The organism is Accumulibacter sp., from assembly GCF_023806565.1.
Classification (GTDB): domain Bacteria; phylum Pseudomonadota; class Gammaproteobacteria; order Burkholderiales; family Rhodocyclaceae; genus Accumulibacter.
In genome coordinates, this window is the sequence record NZ_JAMTDV010000062.1 from 34731 (window position 1) to 61715 (window position 26985).

At 62.9% G+C, this 26985-nt stretch carries 32 protein-coding genes; 16 read left to right on the forward strand and 16 right to left on the reverse strand.

Going from position 1 to position 26985, the window contains the following annotated elements; all coding sequences use genetic code 11:
- The 4 genes from NFV80_RS06925 to motD are packed head-to-tail and all read left to right on the forward strand — an operon-like array spanning position 1 to position 3174.
- On the forward strand, positions 1–885 hold the full coding sequence (locus NFV80_RS06925) for an AAA family ATPase (RefSeq protein ID WP_295328015.1): 885 nt from the start codon (positions 1–3) through the stop codon (positions 883–885).
- A gap of 17 nt (positions 886–902) precedes the next feature.
- A complete protein-coding gene (locus tag NFV80_RS06930; RefSeq protein ID WP_295328013.1) occupies positions 903–1649 on the forward strand; it encodes an RNA polymerase sigma factor FliA in 747 nt (248 codons plus the stop codon).
- Positions 1642–2382 carry a flagellar motor protein gene (locus NFV80_RS06935; RefSeq protein WP_295328011.1) on the forward strand — a complete coding sequence of 247 codons (741 nt, stop codon included), beginning with the start codon at positions 1642–1644 and terminating at the stop codon, positions 2380–2382. The genes NFV80_RS06930 and NFV80_RS06935 overlap by 8 nt, the downstream gene beginning before the upstream one ends.
- Before the next feature lie 3 nt (positions 2383–2385).
- A complete protein-coding gene (motD, locus tag NFV80_RS06940) occupies positions 2386–3174 on the forward strand; it encodes a flagellar motor protein MotD (protein ID WP_295328009.1) in 789 nt (262 codons plus the stop codon).
- Positions 3175–3209: 35 nt separating this feature from the next.
- On the opposite strand, the gene NFV80_RS06945 is transcribed toward motD, so the two are convergent.
- The 3 genes from NFV80_RS06945 to flgA are packed head-to-tail and all read right to left on the reverse strand — an operon-like array spanning position 3210 to position 4703.
- On the reverse strand, positions 3210–3689 hold the full coding sequence (locus NFV80_RS06945) for a flagella synthesis protein FlgN (protein ID WP_295328007.1): 480 nt from the start codon (positions 3687–3689) through the stop codon (positions 3210–3212).
- Positions 3690–3703: 14 nt separating this feature from the next.
- Complete coding sequence (gene flgM, locus NFV80_RS06950; RefSeq protein WP_295328005.1) at positions 3704–4069, reverse strand: flagellar biosynthesis anti-sigma factor FlgM; 366 nt, start codon at positions 4067–4069, stop codon at positions 3704–3706.
- A 28-nt stretch (positions 4070–4097) separates the two neighbouring features.
- Complete coding sequence (gene flgA / locus NFV80_RS06955; protein WP_296758238.1) at positions 4098–4703, reverse strand: flagellar basal body P-ring formation chaperone FlgA; 606 nt, start codon at positions 4701–4703, stop codon at positions 4098–4100.
- A gap of 304 nt (positions 4704–5007) precedes the next feature.
- Here flgA and flgB point away from each other — a divergent pair, with 304 nt between their 5' ends.
- The 12 genes from flgB (at position 5008) to NFV80_RS07015 (ending at position 16188) form a co-directional block, all read left to right on the forward strand.
- Complete coding sequence (flgB, locus tag NFV80_RS06960) at positions 5008–5415, forward strand: flagellar basal body rod protein FlgB (RefSeq protein ID WP_366143417.1); 408 nt, start codon at positions 5008–5010, stop codon at positions 5413–5415.
- The gene (gene flgC, locus NFV80_RS06965; protein ID WP_295328002.1) at positions 5412–5816 is read left to right on the forward strand and encodes a flagellar basal body rod protein FlgC; all 405 of its coding nucleotides are present in this window, start codon (positions 5412–5414) and stop codon (positions 5814–5816) included. Before flgB ends, flgC begins: the two co-directional genes overlap by 4 nt.
- A gap of 20 nt (positions 5817–5836) precedes the next feature.
- Positions 5837–6526: a flagellar hook assembly protein FlgD gene (locus tag NFV80_RS06970; protein ID WP_295328000.1), complete on the forward strand. Its 690-nt coding sequence runs from the start codon at positions 5837–5839 to the stop codon at positions 6524–6526.
- A 15-nt stretch (positions 6527–6541) separates the two neighbouring features.
- On the forward strand, positions 6542–7798 hold the full coding sequence (gene flgE, locus NFV80_RS06975) for a flagellar hook protein FlgE (RefSeq protein WP_295327999.1): 1257 nt from the start codon (positions 6542–6544) through the stop codon (positions 7796–7798).
- Positions 7799–7827: 29 nt separating this feature from the next.
- On the forward strand, positions 7828–8577 hold the full coding sequence (locus tag NFV80_RS06980; RefSeq protein ID WP_295327997.1) for a flagellar basal body rod protein FlgF: 750 nt from the start codon (positions 7828–7830) through the stop codon (positions 8575–8577).
- Positions 8578–8587: 10 nt separating this feature from the next.
- Entirely contained in the window at positions 8588–9370 is a 783-nt protein-coding gene (gene flgG, locus NFV80_RS06985; protein WP_295327995.1) for a flagellar basal-body rod protein FlgG, read from the forward strand.
- A gap of 10 nt (positions 9371–9380) precedes the next feature.
- Complete coding sequence (locus NFV80_RS06990; RefSeq protein WP_295327993.1) at positions 9381–10058, forward strand: flagellar basal body L-ring protein FlgH; 678 nt, start codon at positions 9381–9383, stop codon at positions 10056–10058.
- 12 nt (positions 10059–10070) lie between these two features.
- Positions 10071–11201, forward strand: coding sequence for a flagellar basal body P-ring protein FlgI (locus NFV80_RS06995; RefSeq protein WP_295327990.1), 1131 nt, complete (start codon positions 10071–10073; stop codon positions 11199–11201).
- 40 nt (positions 11202–11241) lie between these two features.
- Positions 11242–12168 (forward strand): flagellar assembly peptidoglycan hydrolase FlgJ, encoded by a 927-nt coding sequence (gene flgJ / locus NFV80_RS07000; RefSeq protein ID WP_295327987.1) that lies wholly within the window; start codon positions 11242–11244, stop codon positions 12166–12168.
- 75 nt (positions 12169–12243) lie between these two features.
- The gene (flgK, locus tag NFV80_RS07005) at positions 12244–14289 is read left to right on the forward strand and encodes a flagellar hook-associated protein FlgK (RefSeq protein WP_295327984.1); all 2046 of its coding nucleotides are present in this window, start codon (positions 12244–12246) and stop codon (positions 14287–14289) included.
- 10 nt (positions 14290–14299) lie between these two features.
- The gene (gene flgL / locus NFV80_RS07010) at positions 14300–15640 is read left to right on the forward strand and encodes a flagellar hook-associated protein FlgL (RefSeq protein WP_295327981.1); all 1341 of its coding nucleotides are present in this window, start codon (positions 14300–14302) and stop codon (positions 15638–15640) included.
- 17 nt (positions 15641–15657) lie between these two features.
- Positions 15658–16188, forward strand: a complete 531-nt coding sequence (locus NFV80_RS07015; RefSeq protein WP_295327978.1) for a hypothetical protein — start codon at positions 15658–15660, stop codon at positions 16186–16188.
- On the opposite strand, the gene fliR is transcribed toward NFV80_RS07015, so the two are convergent.
- From fliR to fliF, 13 genes are all read right to left on the reverse strand, one after another.
- Positions 16185–16964 carry a flagellar biosynthetic protein FliR gene (gene fliR, locus NFV80_RS07020; RefSeq protein ID WP_295327975.1) on the reverse strand — a complete coding sequence of 260 codons (780 nt, stop codon included), beginning with the start codon at positions 16962–16964 and terminating at the stop codon, positions 16185–16187. The two genes, NFV80_RS07015 and fliR, sit on opposite strands and share 4 nt — an antisense overlap.
- A 12-nt stretch (positions 16965–16976) precedes the next feature.
- Positions 16977–17246, reverse strand: a complete 270-nt coding sequence (gene fliQ, locus NFV80_RS07025; protein ID WP_295327972.1) for a flagellar biosynthesis protein FliQ — start codon at positions 17244–17246, stop codon at positions 16977–16979.
- Positions 17243–17989, reverse strand: a complete 747-nt coding sequence (gene fliP / locus NFV80_RS07030; protein WP_295327970.1) for a flagellar type III secretion system pore protein FliP — start codon at positions 17987–17989, stop codon at positions 17243–17245. The genes fliQ and fliP overlap by 4 nt, the downstream gene beginning before the upstream one ends.
- Positions 17976–18425 carry a flagellar biosynthetic protein FliO gene (gene fliO / locus NFV80_RS07035; RefSeq protein ID WP_295327968.1) on the reverse strand — a complete coding sequence of 150 codons (450 nt, stop codon included), beginning with the start codon at positions 18423–18425 and terminating at the stop codon, positions 17976–17978. The genes fliP and fliO overlap by 14 nt, the downstream gene beginning before the upstream one ends.
- Before the next feature lie 117 nt (positions 18426–18542).
- Positions 18543–18977 (reverse strand): flagellar motor switch protein FliN, encoded by a 435-nt coding sequence (gene fliN / locus NFV80_RS07040; protein ID WP_295327965.1) that lies wholly within the window; start codon positions 18975–18977, stop codon positions 18543–18545.
- Positions 18970–19974 (reverse strand): flagellar motor switch protein FliM, encoded by a 1005-nt coding sequence (gene fliM / locus NFV80_RS07045; RefSeq protein WP_295327963.1) that lies wholly within the window; start codon positions 19972–19974, stop codon positions 18970–18972. Before fliM ends, fliN begins: the two co-directional genes overlap by 8 nt.
- A 6-nt stretch (positions 19975–19980) precedes the next feature.
- A complete protein-coding gene (locus tag NFV80_RS07050; RefSeq protein ID WP_296758247.1) occupies positions 19981–20526 on the reverse strand; it encodes a flagellar basal body-associated FliL family protein in 546 nt (181 codons plus the stop codon).
- Positions 20527–20602: 76 nt separating this feature from the next.
- Positions 20603–21637: a flagellar hook-length control protein FliK gene (locus tag NFV80_RS07055; RefSeq protein WP_295327957.1), complete on the reverse strand. Its 1035-nt coding sequence runs from the start codon at positions 21635–21637 to the stop codon at positions 20603–20605.
- Between the two features lie 60 nt (positions 21638–21697).
- A complete protein-coding gene (fliJ, locus tag NFV80_RS07060; RefSeq protein WP_295327955.1) occupies positions 21698–22144 on the reverse strand; it encodes a flagellar export protein FliJ in 447 nt (148 codons plus the stop codon).
- Positions 22145–22187: 43 nt separating this feature from the next.
- A complete protein-coding gene (gene fliI, locus NFV80_RS07065) occupies positions 22188–23612 on the reverse strand; it encodes a flagellar protein export ATPase FliI (protein ID WP_295327953.1) in 1425 nt (474 codons plus the stop codon).
- Positions 23609–24322: a flagellar assembly protein FliH gene (locus NFV80_RS07070; RefSeq protein WP_295327951.1), complete on the reverse strand. Its 714-nt coding sequence runs from the start codon at positions 24320–24322 to the stop codon at positions 23609–23611. Before NFV80_RS07070 ends, fliI begins: the two co-directional genes overlap by 4 nt.
- An 8-nt stretch (positions 24323–24330) precedes the next feature.
- On the reverse strand, positions 24331–25329 hold the full coding sequence (fliG, locus tag NFV80_RS07075) for a flagellar motor switch protein FliG (protein WP_295327950.1): 999 nt from the start codon (positions 25327–25329) through the stop codon (positions 24331–24333).
- Positions 25319–26941, reverse strand: a complete 1623-nt coding sequence (fliF, locus tag NFV80_RS07080; protein ID WP_366143418.1) for a flagellar basal-body MS-ring/collar protein FliF — start codon at positions 26939–26941, stop codon at positions 25319–25321. Before fliF ends, fliG begins: the two co-directional genes overlap by 11 nt.
- Positions 26942–26985 lie beyond the last annotated feature (44 nt).

The following is a 26985-nucleotide window of genomic DNA, read 5'->3' on the forward strand; positions in this document are numbered from 1 at the left end:
GTGCCCAGGTTCCGCGAAGATCAGGCGGCCGGTTTGCGCCGCCTGCTGGGGCGTCGGCAGGCTCGCGTCGTAACCTTCGTCGCCGGCAGTGTCGGCGTCGGCAAGAGCGTCCTTGTCGCGAATCTGGCGGCTGCTCTGGCTCGCCAGGGCCGGCAGGTGTTGGTGGTGGACGAGAACACCGACGACGGCATCGCCGCGTCCTACGGGGCATTCGCAGCGACCGATCTGCAGCAGGTGATCAACCGCGAGAAATCCTTGTCCGAGGTGGTGCTTTCGCTGGCACCCGGAATCCGCGCCGTGCCGGCGGCGACGCTGGTCAGGCAGTTGGCCACGTTCGGTCAGGCCGAGCAGTCCATTCTGCTCGACTGCTTTCGCGAGATGGGGCAGCCGGCGGACGTTGTGCTGGTCGACGCCTCGCTGGATCACCCGCTCGGCTTCTCGCCGCTCGGTCTGGCGGCGCAGGAGACCGTCATCGTCGTCTCGCCCGGCATGCAGGCGATCACCGAAGCCTATGCGTTGATCAAGAAGGTCAGTCTCGGATACTCGCGCAGGCATTTCCGTCTGCTGGTAAACCGGGCGCGGGCGGCCGCCGAGGCGCGCGCGATTTACGAAAACATGGAACAGGTGTCTCGCAGTCGCCGGCTCGCCCGTCTCGACTATGCGGGCTACGTGCCCTTCGACGACCATCTGCGACAGGCGTTCAGACTGTGCCAGCCGGTTGCCGGCTTGTTTCCGGAATCGCCGGCGGCGCGGGCGTGTCATCGCGTCGCCAGCGAAGTTCTGAATTGGCCGGCGGACGACGACGTGGTCGGCGGGCTCGAACATTTCGTGCAACAACTGCTACACTTGAGCCACCGTATCGATCCAGCCGCTATCTACGCCTGATAGCCCTCCCAACATGCATGTATAACGCTGCTGGTCAGCTCAACCGGGATCAGCTGGTCCAGCGCTTTGCACCGCTGGTGCGGCGCATCGCCTGTCACCTGATGGCTCGTTTGCCGGCCAGCGTGGAAGTGGATGATCTGGTGCAAAACGGAATGCTCGGCCTGCTCGACGCGGTCGGCCGCTTTCAGTCGGGAATGGCGGCGCAGTTCGAGGCCTATGTTGCGCAGCGCGTGCGTGGCGCCATGCTCGACGGGCTGCGCGAGAACGACTGGCTGCCGCGCAGCTTGCGTCGCAACTCTCGGCGCATCGAGCTGGCGATCGCCCAGCTCGAACAGGAGAACGGCCGCGCCCCGACCGAACAGGAACTCGCCAATGCTCTGGGCATGTCTCTTGCGGACTACCAGAAGATGCTGCAGGATTCCCGCGGGCATCAGCTGGTCTATCTGGAGGACATGGTCGCCGAGCGTGGCGAGGATTTCCTCGAACGCCATCTGGTGGACGCCGATGCCGATCCGTCCGCGCTGTTCGAAGACGAGGATATGCGTCGGGCGCTGATCCAGGCGATCGATCTGTTGCCGGAGCGGGAAAAGCTGATGATGGCCCTGTACTACGAGCAGGATCTCAACCTGCGCGAAATCGGCGAGGTCATGGGGGTCACCGAGTCACGCGTGTGTCAGTTGCACAGCCAGGCGGTGATGCGTTTGCGTTCCCGCCTGTTTGACGACGCGGGTGGCAAGCCGACGAGAGCCGGGCGCCGTGGATAGGACCAGTGTCGCCGGCCTGCTGATCGGTTTGCTGGCAATCGTCGGCGGGCAGATCCTGGAGGGCGGTCACATCGGGTCGCTGTCGCAGCCGACTGCCTTTCTGATCGTGGTCGGCGGTACGCTGGGCGCAGTGATGCTGCAGAGTCCCTACACCACGTTCGTGCGCGGCATTCGCATGGCGAAATGGACCTGGTCGCCGCCGGTGGTCAACCATCAGCAACTGATCCAGCAGATCACCGGCTGGAGCCAGGTGTCGCGGCGCGAGGGCCTGCTGGCGCTGGACGCGATCGTCGGCGAGTTGCAGGACGGGTTTACCCGCAAGGGCCTGCAACTGGTGGTCGATGGCGCCGAGCCGGAAAGGCTGCGCGAGGTGCTGGAAGTCGAGATCGGCACCTTTGAACAGGAGATGAAACTTTCGGCCAGGGTCTGGGAGGCGGCTGGCGGCTATTCGCCGACCATCGGCATTCTCGGCGCGGTGATGGGACTCATCCACGTAATGGAGAATCTGTCCGATCCATCGAAGCTCGGAGCCGGGATCGCCGTCGCCTTTGTTGCGACGATTTATGGCGTCGGCCTGGCCAACCTGGTCTATCTGCCGATCGCCAACAAGCTGAAGACGCACGTCAACCGGCTCATCGTGCAACGCGAAATGATTGTCGACGGCTTGGTCGGCATCGCCAATGGCGACAATCCCCGGATCATCGAGAGCCGCCTGCGCGGCTACATCTTCTGAGCCATGGGCAGGCGAAAACGCGAAGATGAGCGCGACAATCACGAGCGCTGGCTCGTTTCGTACGCGGATTTCATCACCCTGCTGTTTGCCTTTTTCGTCGTGATGTACGCGCTTTCATCGGTAAACGAGGGTAAGTATCGAATCCTGAGCAACTCGATGCTCACCGCTTTTCGCAACATTCCCAGCAGCGGTGGCGGCCAGACGCCGATGAACATGCCTCCATCTGCGCCACTCCTGCAGAAGCCCGCTGAGGCGGTCCCGACACAGGAGGTGGTCAAGGCGCAACAGCGCGACAAGATGCGCAATGTCGCCAAGCAAATCCTCGAAGTGATGGCGCCGCTGATCGAGCAGGGCAAGGTTCGCGTGCTCGAGACCAGCCGCGGCGTGAGCATAGAAATCAACGACAGCATCCTGTTTTCGCCCGGTCAGGCGCAGTTGCAGGCGCCGCTGGTGAAGGCCATGCAATCGATCGCCGAGGTGCTGGTACCGGCCGAATTTCCGATCACGATCGAGGGGCATACCGACAACGTGCCGATCAAGAACACGCAGTTTCCATCCAACTGGGAGCTTTCCGCAGTACGTGCAACCACTGTCCTGCGCCTGTTCGCCGACTCGGGAGTGGCCGCCGAGCGGTTGACTGCGATCGGATATGCCGATACGCGTCCGGTCGAACCCAACCTATTGGCCGACGGCAGGGCACGCAATCGTCGGGTGACGATTCTGATCGATTCGGACATTCCGGAAAAGGGAACCGAGGTCACGCTGCACGCACCGCCAGCCGAGCCCAGGTAGCAGGGAGCGGCGCGCTCGGACGACGGCTCGTTGTTTCAGGCGCAGTCGCTGATGCGGTGGCTGCCGACCCGCGTATTCTGCCCGTCCGGCCCATACAGGCCAAGCGGCGTCCCGAGCAGTGCCTGCAGCGCCTGCGTGTTGTGCTGCATGCGCAAGGCGATCAGTTCGCCATTGACGCGATTCAACTCGCGCGCCCGGGTGGCCAGGGCAAGCAGCGAAGACCACAGCCCGCGCGCGCCGTCGGCGTCGGGTTGCATGGCAAGCAGGGCGGACATGCCGGCGCGATCCGCAGCCAGTCCGGCCGCGACAAGCGCCTGGCTGCGGCGGTCGGCAATGCTCGCCAGTGCCGCGGCAAGTTCGTTCTTTTTCTCCACCAGGGCCGGCAGATCGTCGGTTCTGCCCTTGCCGAGCATCTCCTGTTCCTTTTCGAGCAGTGCCACGAAGCCTTGCATGTCGGCAACTTCGGCCGCGATCGTCGGCAGGAAACTGGTCGTCAGGTTACCCGTCGTTGCCATTGCAATTGCGCCAGTCAGGTCTGCCGCCGTGCACCGACGAGTTCGCTGGCCGAGGCAATCACGCTGTCGGCGATCGCCTCGGAATTGATTTCGAAGCGGCCCTCGGCGATCGCTTGTTTGATTTCAGCGACCCGGCTCGCATCGAAGGTCGTTGCTTCCCCGGGGAACTGCAGTTGTGCGGCCAGTTCGCTGAGATGGACTTCCGCCGCGGCGCCACTTGCCGGCTGGGTGACGGCGGCACGTTGCCGCGTCGTGCTGACACTGCTCGTGGTACTTGTTGTGCTGTCGATCTTCACGGTCGTTCCCTTTGAACGATTGTTCCCAACCAAGGATACGGCCGAGAACGGCTGAACTTTAGCACTTTTTCGCTGCAGCAACATGCCGCCTACGATACCGATGGCACTCTTGTCAGTACGCCACGTCGACGATGCCACCGCTGCGAGCGACACCGCTGACCACCTGTCCGGACGCGGTCCGCACCTGGACAATCTGGCCGTCGCTGGCATTGTTGAGTGCCTTTCCCTCGTTGCTGACCGTGAAACCGTCGCCGCTGGACACCAGCTTGACACTTTGTCCCTGGCGCACAGCCCAGGCGGCAAGCAGCAGATCGCCGCGCAACGGTTGCCCGGCAGCGATGCCGTTCCTGACCGTCTTGCCGAGCGCTTGCGCCGGCTCGGTGACGACGCTGGCCGGCAGCGTGCCAAGATCCCCGGTCTGTGTCAGCAGGTCGGCGCTGGTGACGATCTGGCCCGCTGCCAGCTGCCGCGCAGTGACCACGTAGTTGCCGGAAATCTTCACCGTGACCGGCACATACACCGTCCACGCGATCGGTGCCACGCAGCGTACGGCGACCGTGGTCTTTCCCCAGAGCCGGCTTCCCGGCGGCAGGAATGGCTCGAACGCACTGCATGGGGCGAGCTGTGCATGCTGATCGAGCGATCCCACGCTGTAGGCGACTTTCCCCGGCAATCCCTGCGTCTGGATGCGGAGAAACTGATCGAGCGCGGCAGACAACGAAGCCTGCGCGTTCGCGCCGCAACTTGTCACGGCCAGCACGATGGACAGCACTGCCGGCGAGCGGCCAAGAGGTCGGAAGAGGCGGCAAGTGTGCATTTCGCCATTCTGCCTGAATCCGCCTGGCGAGCGAAGCCTGCTCAGGTGCCTGACGATGCACGGCCGGCGGCAATATTTGCCGCAGATCCGGCAAGGCAGCGCCCGGCTCGGCGCGGTACATCGCCGAATTCCTCTCCAGCGCCCGGTCCTGGTGCTTGGCACGAGTATTGCGTGGTACCTTCGCACGACATCGCGAGGGGAGATCATGGTGGTCAACAAGCTGGACGGTGCGCTTTTTCTACAGCAACAGGCGCTGACCCTGCGCGCCAACCGGCAGCAGATCCTTGCCGGCAACATCGCCAATGCCGACACACCACATTATCAGGCGAAGGATTTCGACTTTGCTGCGGCATTGCATGCAGCACTTGCCGGCGGGAGTGCCGGCAACCTCGCGCTGGCGAACACTTCGCCGCGCCACTTGCCGGGAAGCATGACAGGCGGCCCGCTGCGCCTGCTCTATCGGCAGCCGATACAGCCGAGCGCCGACGGCAACACCGTCAATATGGACATCGAGCGAGCGCAGTTCGCCGAGAACGCCATCGACTACGAGGCGGGGGTGAGTTTCCTTACCCAGCAGATCCGGAGTCTGCTCGCCGCGGTGCAGGCGCAATGAGCAATTTCGGCACCTTTCGAGTGGCGGGCAGCGCGCTGACCGCACAGTCGCTACGCCTTAACGCGGTTGCCAGCAACCTCGCGAACGCGGACAGCGTGGTCAGCTCCGACGGTCAGCCGTATCGCGCGCGCCACGTGGTGTTCGCGGCAACGCCGATGGAAAGTGCCGCCGCACAAGGAGTGCGCGTCACGCAGGTGGTCGAGGACAGCGGTCCGGGGCGACTGGTTTATGACCCGCGCAATCCGGGCGCCGACGCACGTGGCTACGTCACGATGCCGAACGTGAACGTGGTCGACGAGATGACCGACATGATCTCGGCAGCGCGTTCGTACCAGACCAACGTCGAAGTGATGAATACCGCCAAACAATTGCTGCTCAAGACACTGACGCTTGGCCAGTAGGAATCGAACAGGAGAAGGCAATGGCAACCGTGCAATCGACCAATAATTCATCCAGCGACGTCTTCGCCGCGCTCAACGCCTCGAAGACAGGCGGCAACAATGCCGCGTCGACCTCGACCAGTGAGGCAGTGCAGGATCGCTTTCTCAAGCTGCTGGTGACCCAACTGAAGAACCAGGACCCTCTCAACCCGCTCGACAACGCTGCGGTGACGACCCAGATGTCGCAGATCAACACGGTGACCGGCATCGAAAGGCTGAACGCGACGCTCGCCAGTTTGCTCGGCAGTTACCAAGATAGCGAAGCGATGCAGGCTGCCGGACTGATCGGGAAGAACGTGCTCGTGTCCGGATCGACCTTGTCGCTGAGCGGCGGCACGGCATATGGTGGCGTCAATCTGGGCGCGCCGGCCGACAACGTGACGGTGACAATCCTCGATGCTGCTGGCAGGGTGGTGCAGAGCCAGAGCCTCGGCGCACGCGCTGCGGGCAGCTTCAGCTTTGCCTGGGACGGCAGGACGGATGCCGGCGGTTCGGCGGCGCCGGGCAATTACCGGTTCACGGTCAGCGCCGTGCGCGGTACCGACAAGGTGGCGGCGGACACCCTGCAGGTCGGTACGGTTTCTGCGCTCGTCCGTGGCGCCGACGGCGTTCAGTTGGATCTTGCCGGCCTCGGCAGGGTTGCTTTCAACAAGGTCCAGCAGATTCTCTAGCGACGGGGGGCAAGGATGAGTTTCCAACAGGGTTTGAGTGGTCTGGATGCGGCGTCTTCGGCGCTCGACGTGATCGGCAACAACGTGGCGAATGCGAGTACCGTCGGGTTCAAGAGTGCGACCGCCGATTTCTCCGATGTCTTCGCCGCTTCGTTGGGGATTGTCGGCGCTTCTCAGGTCGGCATCGGGGTCGGCGTGTCGGCGATCGAGCAGCAGTTCACGCAGGGCAACCTGACTACCACCAACAATGCGATGGACCTGGCGATCAACGGCGGTGGATTCTTTCGCATGAGCAGCAACGGATCGGTGAGCTACACGCGCAATGGCCAGTTCCATGTCGACAAGGAGGGTTACATCATCAACGACAAGAAACTTCGCCTGACCGGATACCCGGCTGGGGTGAATGGCCAGATTTCCCCGTCGAACCCCATTGAACTGCAGTTGTCCGCCAGCCAGATCGCGCCCCGCGCAACGAGCGATCCACTGTCGGGCGAACTGCGTGCGGTGGTCAACCTGGATTCTCGCGACGTGCCGCCGGAACTCACGCCCTTCGACTTCGCCAATCCGGGAACCTACAATTTCTCGACCGCCGTGACCGTTTTCGACACCCTGGGTGTGGCGCACAATCTGACCACCTATTACGTTCTCAATCCACCAGCGACCCCACCCAGCGGTGGTCAGTGGACGGTATGGGCGACCCTCGACGGTGCCAATCCACAACAGCTTCCTGGCGGAAACCTGATTTTCGACACCTCGGGCGCGCTGACCGCCGCGACGGCAACGCACACGCTTCCCACCTGGAACCTGAGCAGCGGTGCCGCCACGCCGTGGTCGCCGGGAACCATCAACTTTACCGGAACCACCCAGTATGGCAGCGAATCGAGCGTCGACCGCCTCACCCAGGGCGGCTACACTTCCGGCAGTCTCGTCGGTATCGGCGTCGGTAGCGACGGCGTCGTGCAGGGGCGCTACAGCAACGGTCAGACGCGCAACATGGGGCAGGTGGTGCTCGCCACCTTTGCCGACCCGAACGGATTGCTGAATCTGGGCAACAATGAATGGGCGCTGACCTCGCTCTCCGGTCCCGAACTGGTCGGCGCGCCGGCGACGGGCAGTCGCGGCGTATTGCAGTCGGCGGCAGTCGAGGATTCCAACGTAGACCTGACCAAACAATTGGTCGACATGATCACGGCACAGCGCAACTACCAGGCCAACGCGCAAACGATCAAGACCCAGGACCAGGTCATGCAGACTCTGGTCAACCTGCGGTAGTCGGTCGGTTCAGGGGTGACAGGGGAACAATGGACCGTCTGATCTTCACGGCGATGACTGGCGCCAGCCAGGCTGCCATGCAGCAGGCCGGTGTGGCGCAGAATCTGGCCAACGTGTCGACCGTCGGCTACCGTGCAATCGAGTACCGCTCGCGCGCCGTGCCCGTCCTTGGCCCGGGTGCGGCGACGCGTGCGTTTGCGGTCGATGCCTCGATCGCCAACGCATTCGACCAGGGGCCGCTAACCACTACCGGTCGGCCGCTGGACGTCGCTGTCGAGGGTGCAGGCTGGATTGCCGTGCTGGGGAGCGACGGGCGCGAGGCCTATACCCGTGCCGGAAACCTCAGGACCGATGCCAATGGGCTGCTGCAGACCAGCGCCGGCTCTCTCGTGCTCGGTGAGGGCGGGCCGATCGCGCTGCCGCCCGACAACAACATCGTGATTGCCGCCGACGGCACGGTTTCGAGTATCCCGCGGGTTGGCGCCGGAGCGCTCAACAGTGTCAACGTGGTCGGTCAGATCAAACTGGTGAATCCTCCGGAAAGCGATCTGGTGCGCGGTGACGATGGCCTGTTCCGCACTCGCAACGGTGTCCCCGCACTTGCCGACGAGAATGTGAAGCTGGTTCCCGAGGCGCTTGAGGGAAGCAACGTCAACTCGGTCGATGCGATGGTCCGCATGATCAGCCTGGCGCGGCAGTTCGAAATGCAGGTCAGGATGCTGCAGACTGCCGACGCGAACGCGCGTTCAGCCACGCAGATTCTGACCATCAATTCCTGACGGAACAAACATGATCCGTTCGCTATGGACCGCCAGCACCGGCCTCAACGCGCAGCAGGTGCAGATCGATGTCATCGCCAACAACCTCGCGAACGTCAGCACGAACGGCTTCAAGCAGGCGCGCGGGATTTTCGCCGACTTGCTGTATCAGACCATTCGTCAGCCGGGAGCCCAGTCGTCGCAGATCACGCAGATCCCGGACGGTCTGCAGATTGGCTTGGGGACGACTCCGGTGTCCACGGGTCGCATCTTTACGCAGGGCTCCCTGCAGCAAACCGGCAACAGCCTCGATCTCGCGATCGACGGCGCCGGCTTCTTTCAAGTACTGCTGCCCGACGGGACGACTGCCTACACACGCGACGGATCGTTTCAGAAGGACAATCAGGGGCAGATCGTCACCGCCAACGGCTACCCCTTGCAGCCAGTGATCACCATTCCGCAGAACGCGTTGACGGTCACCATCGGCACCGACGGCGTGGTCAGCATCACGCAGCCCAATTCCTCGGCGACGGTGCAGATCGGGACCATCCAGGTGGCGACCTTCATCAACAATGGCGGCTTGCAGAGCATTGGCGAGAACCTCTACCTGGAAACGGCATCGAGTGGCACGCCGACGCCGAATACTCCCGGAACGAATGGATCTGGTGTCGTCGTGCAGTATTACGTGGAGGCGTCGAATGTCAATGTTGCGGAACAGATGGTGATGATGATTCAGACCCAGCGTGCCTACGAGCTCAATGCCAAGGTGGTGTCGACCTCCGACGCGATGCTGGCGCGCCTGACGCAGTTGTAGGGGGCGGAGCATGCGCATTCGATCGTTTTTGCCCCTGAGCGCGCTGTACTTGCTCGCCCTGAGCGCGTGCACGACCGTTCCACCAACCAACGTGCATCAGCCGATGAGCGCACGCCCTGCGGACCGACCCGAAGCGCTCGCCGCACGCTTGGCGGCGACCGGCAGCATCTACCAGGCGGGAGCCTCGCGGACACTGTTCGAGGACCGTCGGGCGCGCTACGTCGGCGACACGATCACCGTGACGATCACCGAAAACACCTCGGCGGCGACCAAGTCGGCCACCGATGTTTCGCGAACCGGCAGCATCAGCGCGTCGTCGGGACCGAACGTCAATCTGCCCGGGAAATCGCTCTACGAGCTCAAAGGCAGCAGCAGCAATACCGCCGCCGGCAAGGGGGATGCGGCGGCCAACAACGTGTTCACCGGCACCATCACGGTGACTGTGATCGAAGTGCTGGCGAATGGCAATTTGCTGGTCTCCGGAGAGAAACAGGTGGCGATCGGGCACGGACAGGAATACATCCGCCTGTCAGGCATCGTCAATCCCTATTTCGTCAATGCGGCCAATACCATCGCGTCCTCCCAGATTGCCGACGCACGCATCGAATACAAGGAGAGTGGCGCGATCAGCGAAGCGCAGGTGATGGGCTGGTTGGCACGATTCTTCCTTTCGGTTCTGCCTTACTGAGGAGCGCACGCCATGCCCCCGAAATCCGATGCTCGAACTGGCAGATGTTGGTATCGGACGGCAGTTCTTGCCGTCCTGTGGATCTTGAGTACCTCGGCCGTCGCCGAACGGATCAAGGATCTGGCGTCGGTGCAGGGAGTGCGCAACAATCAACTGGTCGGCTACGGCCTGGTCGTCGGTCTCGACGGAACCGGCGATCAGACGACGCAGACACCATTCACCACACAGAGCATCATCAACATGCTGGCGCAGCTCGGAACGACACTGTCTACCACGCAATCGCTGCAGCTAAAGAACGTTGCGGCGGTGATGGTGACGGCGAACCTGCCACCGTTCGCGAGAATCGGGCAACAGATCGATGTCACCGTATCGTCAATGGGCAACGCCAAGAGCCTGCGCGGCGGAACGCTCGTGATGACGCCGCTGAAAGGTGCCGACGGTCAGATCTACGCGCAGGCGCAGGGCAATTTGCTGGTTCCTGGAGCCGGTGCGTCGGCCCCTGGCGCCAGGGTGCTGGTCAACCATCTGCTTGCCGGTCGTATCGTCGGTGGCGCGACCGTCGAGCGAGAAGTGCCGACGGCGCTTGGGCAGGGGCAGTTCGTCCACTACGAGATGGGCACGACCGATTTCGGTACCACGCAACGGGTCGTCGATGTCATCAATCGCGAGATCGGGCCAGGTACGGCGCAGGCGGTCGACGGGCGACTGATTCGCGTCAGTGCTCCGGAAGAAGCCAACAGCCGCGTTGCCTTTCTGGGTCGGCTCGAGAATCTCGAAGTGCGTCCAACGAAGGCGGTCGCCAAGGTGATCATCAATCCGCGCACCGGCTCGGTAGTCATGAACCAGACGGTGACGATCGATTCCTGTGCCGTTGCGCATGGCAATCTCTCCGTGGTCATCAATACCGAGCAGAAGGTCAGCCAGCCTAACCCGCTGGCGGCAGGACAGACGGTGACGACGACGCAAAGCGAAATCGAAGTCAAGCAGGGTGGCGGCTCGCTCATCCAGTTGAAGGCGGGAGTCAGTCTGGCCGAGGTGGTCAAGGCGATCAACGCGCTTGGTGCCGGGCCCCAGGACTTGCTTTCCATCCTGCAATCGATGAAAGCGGCCGGTGCGTTGCGTGCCGACCTCGAGATCATTTGAACCCCGTGTCCGGTAACCGGCCAAACACCGTCTTCAACCCATGAGATCGTCCGATCCGATCCTCAATCGTCTGGCCATCGACCCGGCCGTCGCCAACGACCTGCGCACCCGGCTTCGGCAGGACCCACAAGGCGGGGCCAAGGCGACGGCGCGGCAGTTCGAGGGCATGTTGATGCACGTGATGCTGAAAAGCATGCGCGACGCGAGTCCGCAGGGCAGCCTGTTGGACAACGAGCAAAGCCGATTCTTTACCGCCATCGGCGATCAGCAACTGGCGCAGAATCTTGCCGCGCAGGCGCCGCTGGGTTTCGCCAATTCGATCGAGCGCCAGTTGCAGCGGCAATTGGCCGGGAATGCGGCCGCTAGCGCGGGCTTGCCGGATGCCGCTTCACCACCGGCGGCACGGCTGGCGACGACCCGTGTCGGCGCAGAGCGCCCGGTCGGCCGATCGAGCGCGGGAACGCCGATTGGCGCCACGGCACCGGCAGCGTCGGCCAGCACGCGCGATTTTGCCGACCAGGTCCGACCGTATGCCGTCGACGCGGCGGCTCTGACCGGCGTGCCGGCCGATTTTCTCGTCGCCCACGCGGCACTCGAAAGTGGCTGGGGGAAGCACGAGATCCGGAACACCGATGGCACGCGCACGTTCAATCTCTTTGGCATCAAGGCTGGACGAAAGTGGTCGGGCCCGACGGTGGAAGCGTCGACCACCGAGTTCGTCAATGGCCAGGCGCAATCGGTGCGCGCGAAATTCCGCGTCTATGCTTCGTACGCCGAGGCATTCGAGGACTATGGCAGACTGCTCAGCAGCAATCCCCGTTTCGCCGGCGTCATTGGTCAGCAGGATGGCGCGCAGTTTGCCCGTGCATTACAACAGGCGGGCTACGCTACCGATCCGCTATACGCCGAGAAGCTGACACGCGTCATTGGCGCGACGGCGCCGCGACCGACACTTGCCGCGACTTGAACGAGGTGACACTTGCGGGCCTAAACACGGGCAGGGAATCGCCGTTTACGTGACAATCAAGAAGGATCTGACGGCATGAGCACAGGAATCATCAGCACCGGTGTCAGTGGTCTGAACGCCGCCCAGTTCGGCCTGCAAACCACTGAACACAATATCGCCAACGCCAACACCCCTGGATTTACGCGTCAACGGACGATTCAGGCGACCACTCCCGGCCTGCAGACGGGCTCTGGTTTCGTCGGTCAGGGCGCGCAGGTCGCCACGATCGAACGCATCTACAGCAGTTTTCTGACCGACCAGGTCAATCGCTCGCAGAGCAGCGCCAGTGGGCTGGACAGCTACGCGGCGCAAATCGCGCAGATCGACGGCATGCTGGCCGATGCGACGACTGGCCTGTCACCGGCTCTCCAGGATTTCTTCACCAGCGTGCAGCAGGTCGCGGCCAATCCCTCGCAGTTGCCGAGTCGTCAGGCCATGATCTCCGCTGCCCAGGCCCTGGTCGACCGCTACCAGTCGATGGGGGATCAACTGACGCAAATGTCCGACGGCATCAATAGCGAAATCAACTCGACGGTTGCCGGAATCAATTCGTACGCCGAGCAGATTGCCTCGCTCAACCAGAAGATCGGCGTTGCCGAAGCCGCTACGGGCCAACCCGCGAATGACCTGCTGGATGGTCGCGACCAGTTGCTCGCGCAACTGAACAAGCTGATCAAGGCTACGACGACCACCAACAGCGATGGCAGCATCAATGTATTTGTCGGCAGCGGTCAGCAACTGGTCGTCGGTGCCCAGGCGATGAGCCTCGCCACATTGCCATCGGCCAGTGACCCGTCGCGTCTGGCAGTGGCCCTGAAGACTGGCACAGGGGGCACCCCGCAGGAGATCCCGGAATCGCTGCTCAACGGCGGCAGTCTTGGCGGCTTGCTGGCGTTTCGCACCGAGTCTCTGGATACTGCGCGCAGCGAACTGGGGCGCAACGCCGTGTCTCTGGCCCTGACTTTCAATGCCCAGAGCGCGCTCGGTCAGGACCTGCTCGGTCAATCGCAGCTTTCGGCGGCGCCCAACGGTTTTTCTCCGAATCTGTTTTCGATTTCTGCTCCGACGGTCATTCCCAACAGCCGCAACCCGGTCGGCAGCCCGTCGGTCAGTGCCACCTTCGTGACGCCGCCGCCGTACAGCGGCAACTTCTACACCGATCTTGGCGCCAGCGACTACCGCTTGACCTCCGACGGGAGCAGCGTGACGCTGACTCGCCTCAGCGACAACCAGCAGTGGTCCGCCGCCGGAACGGACACGTTGGCGCTGAACGCGCAGGCGGCAACGCAGGGTTTCACCCTCGGTTCTGCTACGCTGTTGGCGGGGTCGAGCTATCTCATCCAGCCAAGCCGTGACGCCGCGCGCAAGATTTCGCTGAATCCGGCGCTGGCTGCAGATCCTCGGCTGATCACTGCGGCCGGGCCGGTTCGCACAGCTCTCGGCGCGGCCAATACCGGCGGTGCAACGATCTCGGCAGGTAATGCCGGACCTGGCTATGCGGCCGCGGTTGCGGCGATGCCGATTACCCTCAGCTACCAGAACGGCCGGCTGCAAGGGTTCACCGTGGGCTCGCTGGTTGCGCTCGATGGCGCTACGCCTGTCACCATCGATGCGTCCGGTAGCCTTCCTTACACCAGTGGGGAGACCATCACGCTGGTCGGTTCGGTTGCCAGCACGCCTTCGACCGGTTTCAGCTTTGCGATATCGGGCTCGCCGAACAACGGCGATACCTTCCGGATCGCTCGGAATACGGGAGGTACCGCCGACGGACGCAACGCGCTGGCTCTCGCACAGTTGCAGACGCAGGACACGATGTCCGGCAAGACCGCCTCGTTTCAGCAGGCATACGCGCAGTTGGTCAGCGAGACCGGGAACAAGGCACGCCAGGTGCAGGTTTCGGGCGATGCGCAAAAGTCGCTTCTCGATCAGGCCCAGAGCAGCCGTGATTCGCTTTCCGGGGTGAATCTCGACGAGGAGGCGGCCAATCTGCTGCGCTATCAGCAGGCCTATCAGGCGTCGGCCAAAGCTCTGCAGATCGGTGCCAGTCTTTTCGACACGATTCTGCAGATCGCAGCTCGCTGAGGAGAGTCCGATGCGCATCAGTACCACTCAGATTTACGCGGCGGGCCTGGTCGGAATGGAGCAGAACCAGAGTCAGGTCCTCAAGTTGCAGAACCGGATCGCCAGCGGGCGCCGTATCCTGACTCCGGCGGACGACCCGGTGGCCGCTGCGCGCGTGCTCGAAGTTACGCAAACCAAGGACGTGGCCGCGGAGTACGCGCGCAACCAGGGCGATGCGAGCAACCGCCTCGGCATGATCGACGATCAGCTCACTGCCCTGACCGATCTCCTGCAGAGTGTTCGCAGCCGAACCGTTCAGGCGGCCAACACGGTGCTTTCGGACAGCGACCGAGTGGCGATCGCGACCGAGCTCCAGGCGCGACTGGACGAGATGCTCGGGATCGCCAACAGCCGCAGCGCAGAAGGGGACTACCTGTTTTCTGGCTACCAGGGGACGGCCATTCCCTTTGTGCGCACCGCCGCGTCATCCACTTCCACCTCGTCGTCGGTCGCCTATTTCGGTGACGATGGCGAACGCCTCTTGCAAGTGAGTCCGTCGCAGCAACTGGCGGCCAACATCGCGGGTAGCGACCTGTTCATGAACGTCAGGGAAGGAAACGGGAATTTCTCGACGGCCGCCGGCGGCAACGGGCCAGGCCTTCCCAATCAGGGAACGGGGATGATCGATGCCGGTTCCCTGCTTGATCGACAGAAGTGGCAAGGCGCTTTGAACAATGATTCGCTGTGGCAGGGGAGCAGCCAGCGCGAGGTTCAGATCCGGTTCTCTTCGGTCGCCGGGGTCAGCAGCTATCAGCTCTTCGATGCTTCGACAAACGCCCCGCCGGCGGCGCCGCTGGCACCCAGGGCAATTGGGCCAGTGCAGAGCTTTACTCCTGGCCAGACCATTCCCGTGGTGAACAGCACGACCACCCCACCCACCGATTTCGGAGCGCAAGTCGTGATCGATGGTTCGCCCGTCGACGGCGATACTTTCATCGTCAAGCCTAGTGCCAACAAGAGCATGTTTCAGACCGTGCAGGAAATGCTCGACTTGCTGCGATCGCCGGTAGACTCGGGCACGGCGAGGACCGCGTTCTCCGTGCAGATGCAGGCACACCTCAACAATCTGGATCAGGCGCTGGCCAATGTTGGCCGGGTGCAGGCGACCGTCGGGGCGCGTTTGCAGGTCCTGGACGGTCTAAGCAGTAGTTCATCGGCGCTTGACGTGCAGTACCAGCAGACTTTGTCGGGCTTGCAGGATCTGGACTACGCGCAGGCGATCTCGGATTTCACCAGGCAGCAGACCAGCCTCGAGGCGGCGCAGAAGTCGTTCGTGCAGATCGCCGGCCTGAGTCTTTTCAAGTATCTCTAGAGGGAGGAAAGACTCGCATGCGATCGAGCGCCGTTTGGTCGCTGGCGCTGCTGCTGAATGCCTGTGGCAGCGTGGACTGGAACGCGTCGCCACGCGCCGAGGGCAAACGGGCCGACTATTCCTTCATGCAGTCGCCGAATCCGACCGTGCAGGTGGATCCGCCCAGAGGCGCTGCACTCATCGGAAGCGCGGCCTACGCCGTGAACTACGCGAGTGGTGCCGAATATCTTTCTCCCGCTGCTGTCGCGGCGCTTGCCGCCTACGCCATTTATGATCCCTTGGCACCCAACTGGACGATCGAGGAAAGAATTCTCGACAGCGAGAGCTATCACCTTTCGATGCGTGCCAAGAGCTTCCGTACTGGTGGCGACGGCGAATCCGCCCTGATTCTCCGGCGTCGCGCGCTACAGTTACAGCGCGAAAGAGGATTCCCCGCGTACCGGGTGCTCGAGTATTCGGAGGGTATCGAGTCGACGACCCCGTTTACCCATCGCTACGCCGAGGGAGTGATTCAACTCGTCCGCTCTGATCCACCCCGGAAGCCTTAGTGAACGGGCGCTGCCGCCAGCATGGCTGCGAGACCGCGCTCGAACATATGCTGTAGCGGGGCGCTCGCATACGACAGGGCGAGCATCAGGGCGGTGAAGCCGAGCGCGATGGTGAGGGGAAAGCCGATTGCCATCAGGTTGAGCTGTGGCGCCGCGCGGCTCAGGATGGCGAGCGCAAGGTTGGTGATCAGCAGCGCAACGACCACCGGCAGCGCGAGGAGCAATCCCGAGGAAAAGAGGATCGCACCGGAAGTCGCCAGGTTCGATCCGATCTCGGCGGATAGCGAGGGTGTGCTCACCGGCAATACGGTGAAGCTCTGCACCAGCGTTGCGATCACCATCAGGTGACCATTGATCGCGAGAAAAGTCAGCAGCGCGAGAAGACCCAGAAACTCCGACACCACTGCCGTCTGGCCGGCACTCTGGGGGTCGTACGAGCTGGCAAAACCGAGGCCCATCTGCAGGCTGATCAGGTTGCCCGCCATGTCGACCGCCGCAAATACCAGGCGCATGACGAATCCCATCGCGAAGCCGATGAACATTTCCCGGGCGAGGAGCAGCAGGCCGGTTGCCGACGCCGGATCGATGCGGGGCATCGACGGCAGCACCGGCGCGATTGCAATGGCGATCGCAAGGCCGAGCATCAGCCGGACCTGTACGGTCAGCGCGAGATTGTCGAACGGCGGCGACGCCACCAGGAGGGCGAGAATGCGTGCCAACGGGAAGAAAAAAGCCGTTACCCAGGCGTTGATCTCGGCGCTGCTCACACTGATCATGGCATGGCCCGCTCAGCCAATCAGCAAAGGGATGTTCTCGAACAAACGGCGCACGTAGTCCACCATGATCTCCAGCATCCACGGGCCGGCGAGCAACAGGATGAGGAACATCCCGACGAGCTTGGGAATGAAGGACAGCGTCTGCTCGTTGATCTGGGTTGCCGCCTGGAAGACGCTGACGATCAGGCCAATTGCCAAGGCCGCCAGGAGTAGCGGTCCGGCCATCAGCAAGGTCATTTCGACCGCCTGACGTCCGATCTGCATGACCACTTCGGGCGTCACGCGGCAAAGCTCGCGACCAACGAGCCCAGTAGCAGGTGCCAGCCATCTACCAGGACGAACAGCATCAGCTTCAAGGGCAGCGCCACCATCACTGGCGACATCATCATCATGCCCATCGACATCAGCACGCTGGCCACGACCATGTCGACGATCAGAAACGGGATGAAAATGATGAAGCCGATCTGAAAGGCAGTCTTCAACTCGCTGGTGACGAAAGCCGGGATCAGCAGGCGCATCGGGATGTCGTCGGTGGAGGCGAAGCTCGGCGTTCTGGTGATGCGTGCGAACAGTGCGATGTCGGCTTCCCGCGTCTGTTTGAGCATGAACTTGCGCAAGGGCACGGCGCCGCGCTCGACGGCCTGCAGGTAGGTGATCCGGTTCTCCGAGAGCGGCAGATAGGCGTCGGAGTAGAGGTCGTCGAGCACCGGCGACATGACGAAAAATGTCAGGAAAAGCGCGAGGCCGACCAGCACCTGATTGGGCGGCGAGGTTTGTGTGCCGAGCGCATGCCGCAACAACGAAAGGACGATGATGATGCGTGTGAAGCTGGTCATCATCAGCAGCGCAGCCGGCAGGAAGGTGAGCGCGGTCAGCGTCAGCAGCGTCTGGATCGACAGGCTGTAGGTCTGGACACCGTCGGCGCCGGCAGTGCTGGTCAGCATCGGCAGGCCACCGGCCTGGGCCCAGGCGGCCATTGGTGCGAACAGTGCGAGCAGCGTGGCGAAGTGCTTAGCTGCCTTCATTCTTTCGTTCAGTGATCTGCTTCAGCCACTGTGCAAAATGCCGCTCGCCATCGCTGGCTGCTTTCAGCTCGCCTTTCGGCAGCGTGTGCAGGGTGCGGATCTGTCCTGGTACCAGCCCCACGACGATCCAGGTGTCAGCGATTTCCACCAGCACAATACGCTCGCGGGTGCCGATCATCAGGCCGCCAACCACTCGCAAGGGGCCGCTGCTGCCGAATCCGCGACCGCCGTTGACTTTGCGCAGCAGGTACCCGGCGAGAAACACCACCCCGATGACCACGAGCAGAGCGACTACCGTCTGCAGCAGCAAGCCGGCGGAAACTCCCGGCGCCTCACCAGCCACCGCCTGTGCCCCGGCGCGGGTCGACAGCAGCGCAAGCAACAGACCGGACGGGCTGTGGGTGCTGCGGTAGCGGATGAAATCCAAGTGTCGCATCGATCGGGAGGCCAGAACCAAGGGAGCTGGCTGCTATCTTAAAGCAAGCGAGGAGAAGATCAACTGGTCGCGCCCAGGCGGTAGCCGTCGAGAATCAGTACAGGAACCGATCGGCTTTCAATGTCCGATCTTGCGCGCCCTTTCCGATGGGGTGACGATGTCGGTCAGACGAATCCCGTACTTGTCATTGACCACCACCACTTCGCCCTGCGCGATCAGGGTGCCGTTGACGAAGACGTTCAGTGGTTCGCCGGCCATTGCGTCCAGCTCGACCACCGAACCATGCGCCAGTTGCAGGAGGTTCTTGATGGTGATCTTGGTGCGCCCGAGCTCGACGGTGATCTGCACCGGAATGTCGAGGATCAAGTCGAGCTCGTTCATCAGCGAGGCCTTGTTGTCCTCTCCGTCAAAATGCGGGAAGAGGTCGGCGGGCGGCGGGTTGCTTGCCGACGAGCCATCACTCATCGACTGTTGTTCAGCCATCGCCGCGGCCCAGTCGTCGTCGAGAGCGGTGCCGTCGTCAGCCGGATTCGCGAATTCGTCTTCAGCCATTGCTTCCTCCGAGAGCAGGTTCCGGTTCCTCGCACGAGAGGAAGCGGTCGATCTTGAGCGCATACTTTCCGCCCTGCTGCCCGTACCGGCATTCCATCAGCGGCACGTCGTCGACCAGGGCGACGGTCTTTTCCGGGATGTCCAGCGAAATGACGTCGCCTACCTTCATCGTCAGGATCTGGCGGAGGCTGAGAGTCCGCATCGCCAGTCTCGCCGTGATCTCCACTTCTGCGTCCTTTAGCTGCTTGCGCAACATGATGATCCAGCGGCGGTCGGATGACAGCTGGTCGCTCTGCATGCCGCTGTAGAGCAGGTCGCGAATCGGTTCGAGCATCGAGTATGGAAAACAGATGTGCATGTCGGCGTTAGAGCCGCTCAATTCGAGCGAGAAAGTCGTCGCTATGACAATCTCGGATGGCGTCGCGATGTTCGCGAATTGCGAATTCATCTCCGAGCGGACGTACTCGAAATCCATCTCGTACACCGGTTTCCACGATCGCGCGTATTCGCTGAAAACCACTCCAAGCAAGCCCTGGATGATGCGCTGTTCAGTCGGAGTGAAATCCCGTCCCTCGACTCGCGTGTGGAAGCGGCCGTCGCCGCCGAACATGTTGTCGACGACCAGAAACACCAGGCTGGGATCGAAGACGACCAAGGCTGTGCCACGTAACGGCTTGGCCGCAACCAGATTCAGGTTGGCCGGAACTACCAGGTTGCGGGTGAACTCGCTGTATTTCTGGACGCGGATCGAGCCAACGGCGATTTCGACACTGCGCTGGAGGTAGTTGAACAGTCCAATGCGCAGGTAGCGGGCAAAACGCTCATTGACCAGATCGAGAGTCGGCATGCGGCCACGAACGATCCGCTCCTGCGTTCCCAGATTGTAGGTACGTGCGCCTTCGACAGGCTCGTCGGATGGTTCGGGTTCGTCGGCCTCGCCGCTGACGCCCTTGAGCAGAGCGTCGACTTCGTCCTGCGAGAGGAAGTCCGAACTCATCGCCGATCACTGGATGATGAACGAAGTAAACAGTACCTCTTTGACCGGCCAGTCGTGCTTCTTGCCTCTGCCGGCGGGGTCAAGTATGCCGTTGATCTTGTCCTTGATTTCCTCGGCGAGCTGTTCCTTGCCGCCTGTGGTGACCAGGTCTGAAGCCTTCTTGCTTGATAGCAGCAGGGTCAGGTCGTTGCGCAGCTTGGGCATGTATACCTTGAGCTGTTCGGCAGTCTGCGCCTCGTCGACCTCGACCGAAACGACCAGTTGCAGGTATTGGTCGCCATGTTCCGGTACGAGGTTCACGGTGAAGGCGTCGAGCGCAACGTAGACCGGTGGCGCATTCCTGTCGGTCTTCTTGCGTTTGACCGGCTTGGCCTTCTCCACAGCGACTTCATCCTCGTCGTCGCGATCGGGCGAGTGTTTCAACAGCACGAACGCGGTCACTGCGCCGACGCCAAGAAGCAGCACCAGGGCGGCGATGATGATCAACAACTTCTTGTTCTTGGCCGGCGCGCCGCCCGCGCCCTCGGCTGCCGGCTTTGTGTCCTTGGCCATTGCGAAAATCTCTCCCTGGGTCCTGCCGCCTCTGTCGTTCCGGCTGTCGCGCGCAGCGCCGGCGGCGAGGCGGTCTCTACGCGAAAATGTCGATCAATCCATGACCGCAGCGGGTGACGACGGTCTTGCCCGGCAGCGCGCTGGCGGAATCACCGGCAAGTATAGCGTTATCGGCGGCGACACGGGGCTGGCGCGGTTGTCCCGGTTGATCGCCCGTTTGCCGCTGGAAAGATTCGCTACCCACACTAACCTGGCCGAGGTCGATGCCCGCCAAGGCGAACATTTCGCGCAGGCGCGGCACGGCTGCTTCGATGGTGCCACGCACGTCGGCGCTGGGCGAGACGAAGTGGGCGTCGGCGCTCTCCTTGTTGACGTTCAGGATGATATCGATCGATCCCAGCTGTGGCGGGTGCAGGCTCAATTGCGCTACCTGTCGGTCGTTTCCCGCCAACCACAACAGTTTGTGGCCAAATTCGCTGCTCCAGGCGGGGTCGTGCAGTGGCACGTCGAGTTCGCGCGGGGCTTCGCGGCCGGCCACTGCAGCGTGCGGCGGCGGAGCGTTGAGATGCGCCAGGGTGACTGTAGTCGCGACCGGTTCGCTCTCGCCACGGGCGGCACGTTCGAAGGAACGGGCAGCGAGTTGGGCAACGGCAAATCTTGCCGCTTCGCCGTCGATGGCGGCGGAGCCGGCCGCCGGTGGCTGCCGGTCGTCGCCAATCGGCAGCTGGCTGCCGGCCACATTGCCGGCAGCGGTTGTCACGGAGGCTGTCGGCGAGCCATCGATCGCTCCCGTAGTGGTCGGACTGGTCGTCGATCTGGTCGCGACGGGAGCAGCAACTCCCGCAAGAGCTGGCGAGAAGCCTGGCGTGGCCAGGAGCGCTGGATCGGCTGCCGTCGGGTCGACCTTCGGCGTTACGGTCCCGTCGTCGCGGGCCGCTGTCGCGTCGCGATCGCGGCTGATTGCGGCGGGGTTCGCCTCGGTGGCCGGCAGGCCGAACAGGATGTTGGCAAAGTCGACACTGTCATCCGGCTGATCGGTGGCCGTCCTGCCGTTATCGATGTTTGCTCGAACGGGCGTTCCGGTGGACGCGGAAACAATGGCAATGCTCATGATCTCTCCCTCTCCGAAAGCGGCAGCCAACATCCAAGCAACAAACGTGCCTCTCCGCTCTCACGACTCGTGTGCGTCGTCGCAGCTGCGGGCGGCGAACTCGTCCTGGGTTTTTTGCTCGAGGCGAAATTCGAGTCGTTCTTCGCTGGCTCGGTGGCGGGCGGAGAGAGTGTCGAAGGCCTGCAGTCGGTTGCGGCGATTTTGCCACTCGGCCTGACCGGCAGCGGTGTCCGCCTGCTGGCGGCCGACTGCCTGGGTCTGCTGCTCGATCACTTCGTCGAGGCGGTCGAGAAAGTCCTGGTAGTTGCGCCACGCCGGTTGCCCGAGCCCGTCCTGGGCAGCTTGGCGAAAGCGGGCGCTGTACTCGTCGCGATACTGCAGCAGCATGTCGAGCTTTTGCCGGGCATCGCGTTCCGCCGCCAGCAGGCGAGCCAGGCTCAGCGTCGCCTCGTCGCTACGGCGGCGCATCAGTTCGAGTACCGTCTGCAGGGCGAAAGGTCTGCTCACGACCAATCCGCGGCCCGATCCGAGGACGCGCAAAGTGGTTCGGTCACGGTTCCGCACCAAACAGGGCGAACAACTCGGTCACACTCTGCGCAAACCCGGCGCGCTGACTCAGGCTCTGCTGCAATAGTTCCTCGAATCGCGGATAGATCGCGATCGCCTGGTCGAGCTGCGGGTCGGAGCCAGCGGCGTAGGCACCCACGCTGATCAGATCGCGCGATCGCTGATAGCGCGCGAACAGACTCCTGAACCTCCGGATGTGTTCGAGGTGTGCAGGGTTTACCAAGTTCACCATGGCGCGCGAGATCGACTGTTCGACGTCGATTGCCGGATAGTGACCGGCGTCGGCCAAGGTTCGCGAGAGCACGATGTGACCGTCGAGGATGGCTCTCGCGGCATCGACTACGGGATCCTGCTGATCGTCACCCTCCGCCAGTACTGTGTAGAAGCCAGTGATCGAACCACCGCCGTCGGCGCCATTTCCGGCGCGCTCGACAAGCTGCGGTAGTCGCGCGAAAACCGACGGCGGGTAGCCGCGAGTGACCGGTGGCTCGCCGATCGCGAGAGCGATCTCTCGCTGCGCCATCGCATAGCGGGTCAGCGAGTCCATGATCAGCAGCACATGACGGCCCTGGTCGCGGAAATACTCGGCGATACAGGTTGCGTAGGCCGCCCCCTGCAGGCGCATCAGAGGGCTTACATCGGCCGGGGCGGCAACGACTACCGAACGGTCGAGTCCTTCCTCACCGAGAATCTGCTCGATGAACTCCTTGACTTCGCGACCACGCTCGCCGATCAGGCCGACGACGGTGACGTCGGCTTCGGTATAGCGCGCCATCATCCCGAGCAGAACGCTCTTGCCCACGCCGGAACCGGCGAACAATCCCATGCGCTGGCCGCGGCCGACGGACAGCAGGGCATTTATGGCTCGCACTCCGACGTCGAGCGGCTCCTTGATAGGCGCTCGGGACATCGGGTTGACCGGTCGACTCTGCAGCGGCCGCAGGAATTTCGCACGCAACGGGCCGAGTCGATCGAGCGGTCTGCCGGCGCCGTCGATGATGCGACCAAGCAAGGATTCGCCGACGGGAACGAGTTTGGCGCGATCAATCGAGCGCCGGCGTGCCGGTGAAGGCAGGCCGACCCGCGGCGGCTGCGCGGGGATATCGAGGGCGACCACGCGGGCCCCGGGCGACAGGCCATAGACATCCTCCGACGGCATCAGGAAGATGCGTTCGCCATGGAAGCCGACCACCTCGGCCTCGATCGACGAGCCACCGATGGGAGTGATCCGGCAGGAACTGCCGAGTGGCAACTTGAGTCCCGATGCTTCCATCACCAGACCGTTGATTCGCGTCAGGTGGCCGCTTGGCAGCAGTGAATTGGCCTGACTGGCGGTTTGCCGACAGCCGTCCAGAAAGTCGCGCCAAGCGACCAGGTGGCGATTGTCCCGAATCTCGTGCCCGTTCATCCCCGCACATCCAGCCATTCCTGGCTCACACCGATGGCCTCGATGACTCGCCGCCAGCGTGTTTCCACGGTTGCGTCCACTTCGCCAGCGCCCAGTTCGACGCGACAGCCACCAGCGCTGAGTGCGCTGTCATCGATGATTCGCCAATTGGCGTGCGCCAGCCGCTCGCCGAGATGGCTGCGTACCAGAGCCGCATCTTGCGGATTGACGAAAAGCATGGGCTGTCCGTGGTGGCCGTGCAGCGTGCTGACTGCTTCTCTGACTACCGGCAGGAGCAGTTCGGGACGCACGCGCAGACTCTGGCGCAAGACCTGATTCGCTATCTCGATTGCCAGGCCCAGCAACTGGTCGGCGACATTCTGGTCGATTTCTGCCAGCGCCTGCTGCAGGTTGTCCATCAGTGCCGCAAGGGTCGTCGCTGCATCCTTGGCCGCTGTGCTGCCGGTGGCGTATCCGGCTGCATAGCCGTCCGCGTATCCGGATGCACGTGCTTCTTCTTCGATACGTTGGACGTCCTCGGCGGTGGGCAGGACTACTGCCGGTTCCGGCGGCGCGGGCTCGGCCGCGATCGTCGGCGCGAGCGGCGAGAGCGCTTCCACCGCTGGCGGTTCGGAAGGAAGCTGCGCGGCGCGCTGCTCCGTCGCGAAGGCAGCCACCTCCCAGCGCTGGTAGGCGGTCAATTTCTCCTTCGGGATAAGCCGATCCTTCATCGGCGTGCTCAGACCATTTGTTCGCCACCCGCACCGCCGAGCACGATCTGCCCTTCGTCAGCCAGGCGTCGAACGATCTTGAGGATTTCCTTCTGTTCGGCCTCGACTTCCGACAGGCGAACCGGTCCACGCGAATCGAGATCTTCACGCAGCATTTCTGCTGCACGCTGCGACATGTTCTTGAAGATTTTCTCGCGCAGCGGTTCGCTCGCTCCCTTCATGGCCAGGATCAGCGATTCCGACTGGATTTCGCGCAGCAGCAGCTGAATTGCCCGGTCTTCGAGCTCGAGCAGATTTTCGAAAACGAACATCTCGTCGAGAATCCTCTGCGCCAGATCGGGATCGTATTCGCGGATCGAGTCGAGGACCGCGGCTTCATTGGCGCTGCCCATCGAATTGAGCATTTCGGCGACGGCACGCACGCCACCCATGGCCGACTTCTTCATGCTGGTAGAACCCGAAAGCAGACGGAGCATCACCTCGTTCAGTTCCTTCAACGCCTCCGGCAAAATGCCTTCGAGCGTCGCGATGCGAAGGATCACGTCATTGCGCAGCCGCTCGGTGAACTGGTTGAGGACCTCGCTGGCATGGTCGTGCGCCAGGTGGACAAGAATCGTGGCAATAATCTGCGGATGTTCATTCTTGATCAGATCGGCCACCGTCGCGGCATCCATCCATTTCAGGCCTTCGATGCCGTTGGTCTCGCCGGGTTGCAGAATGCGGGAGATCAGGTTGGACGCCTTGTCGTCACCGAGAGCCTTGGTGAGGACCGAGCGTACGTAGCTGCTGGTGTCTACGCGCACCGCTGCCGACTCTGCAGCCGATTGCTGGAACTCCGCGAGCACCTCATCGACACGCGTGCGCGGCACCGATGTCAGTCCGGCCATGGCATGTCCAAGCCTCTGCACATCCTTCGGTCCGAGATGCTTGAGCACTTCGGCGGCATGATCCTCGCCGAGAGCGATCAACAGAATCGCACTTTTCTCCACACCGACTTCAGCTGGCATTGGCGCCGATCCATTCCTTGATGATGCTGGCTACGAGCTGCGGGTCCTGCTGCGCCAGTTCGCGCGCTTCGGCGAGCCGCTTTTCGAGCAATTCGGCGGCGGTCGGAACGTGCTCGTGAGCAGCCCCCGCCTCTTCCTCATCCGCCAGCACGTCGATGTTGCTGCCCACGCTGGCAGTGCTTCCCGGCGGGCCTTGAAGCATGGTCTTGAGCAATGGTCGCACGACAGCGAGCAGCAGGTAGGCGATGATACCGGCAATCGCACCGTACTTGACGAGGTCCTTGAGCAGCGCGAGTATTTCGGGGTCGCGCCAGGCCGGCAGGACTTCTTCCTTCTCACTCGCAGTGAACGACGCAGTGGCCACCGACAGCGTATCGCCTCGCTCCTTGCTGAAGCCCATCGCCTCCTTGACGAGATCGCTGATCTGCTTCAGTTCGGCGTCCGGCAGCGGTTTGCTGACTGCCTTTCCGTCCTTGCCGATTTCCTTGCGCTGATTGACGACGACCGCACCCGAGAGGCGTTTGATGGTACCCACAGACTGCTTGACATGGCGGATCGTCTTGTCCACCTCGTAGTTGATCGTCGAGTTCTTGCTGGTGCTGATCGGCTGCCCGACACTGGCGATCGGTGCCTGCACGCCTGCGGCGTTGATCTGTCCCGGCACGGGGCGGGCGCCGCTGGTCGCGGCGGCAGGCGCCGGAGGCTGGGTCACTGGCGCGCTGGCCGGCGCGGGAGGCTGGTTGCTGAGTGCGCCGGGAATGCCCTGCGCATTCGGGTTGGTGGTCGCGGACTCGCTGATCTGCTGACTGCGAATGCTGACGTCCGGTGGTGCCGCGTTGGGTCGATGCGTTTCGGCAGTCTGTTCGGCTTCGGAGAAGTCGATGTCGGCGGCGATCTGCACGCGCGCGTTGCCCACGCCTACGATCGGCGTCACGATGTCCTCGACCCGCTTGATGATGCTCGCCTCGACTTCCTGGACGTACTTGACCTGCGTCGGGTCCAGGCCGGCTTCGAGCAGGCGGCTCTTCATCTGCGACAGCAGGGTGCCGCTCTGGTCGAGCACGGTGACGCTGGACGCTGCCAGTTGTGGCACGCTGGCGGCGACCAGATTCTGGATTCCGGCGATCTGGGCGGCGTCGAGCGATCGTCCGGGATAGACGTTGAGCATCACTGACGCCGACGGCCTGAGCTCCTCCCGCATGAAGACGCTTGGCTTCGGAATTGCCAGGTGAACGCGCGCAGCCTGCACCGCCGCGATCGACTGGATAGTGCGCGACAATTCCCCTTCGAGACCGCGTTGGTAATTGACCTGTTCAGCAAACTGGCTGATGCCGAACTTCTGGCTTTCCATCAATTCGAAACCGACGGCGCCGCCGCGCGGCAGTCCCTGTGCCGCGAGGCGCAACCGGACATCATGTACCCGGCTGGCGGGAACCAGAATGGCGCTGCCGGAGTCACTGAACTTGAACGGGACATTCATCTGTTCGAGTGCGGCGATGATTGCACCGCCGTCGCGCTCGCCGATGTTCGAAAACAGGATCCTGAACTCGCTTTGCCGGAACAGCATTGCCGCCGTGACGAGGAGGGCGATCACGGCTGCGACCGACACCATGAGCACCACCTTTTGCTGGTTGTTCAGACGTGCCAAAGCTTCGC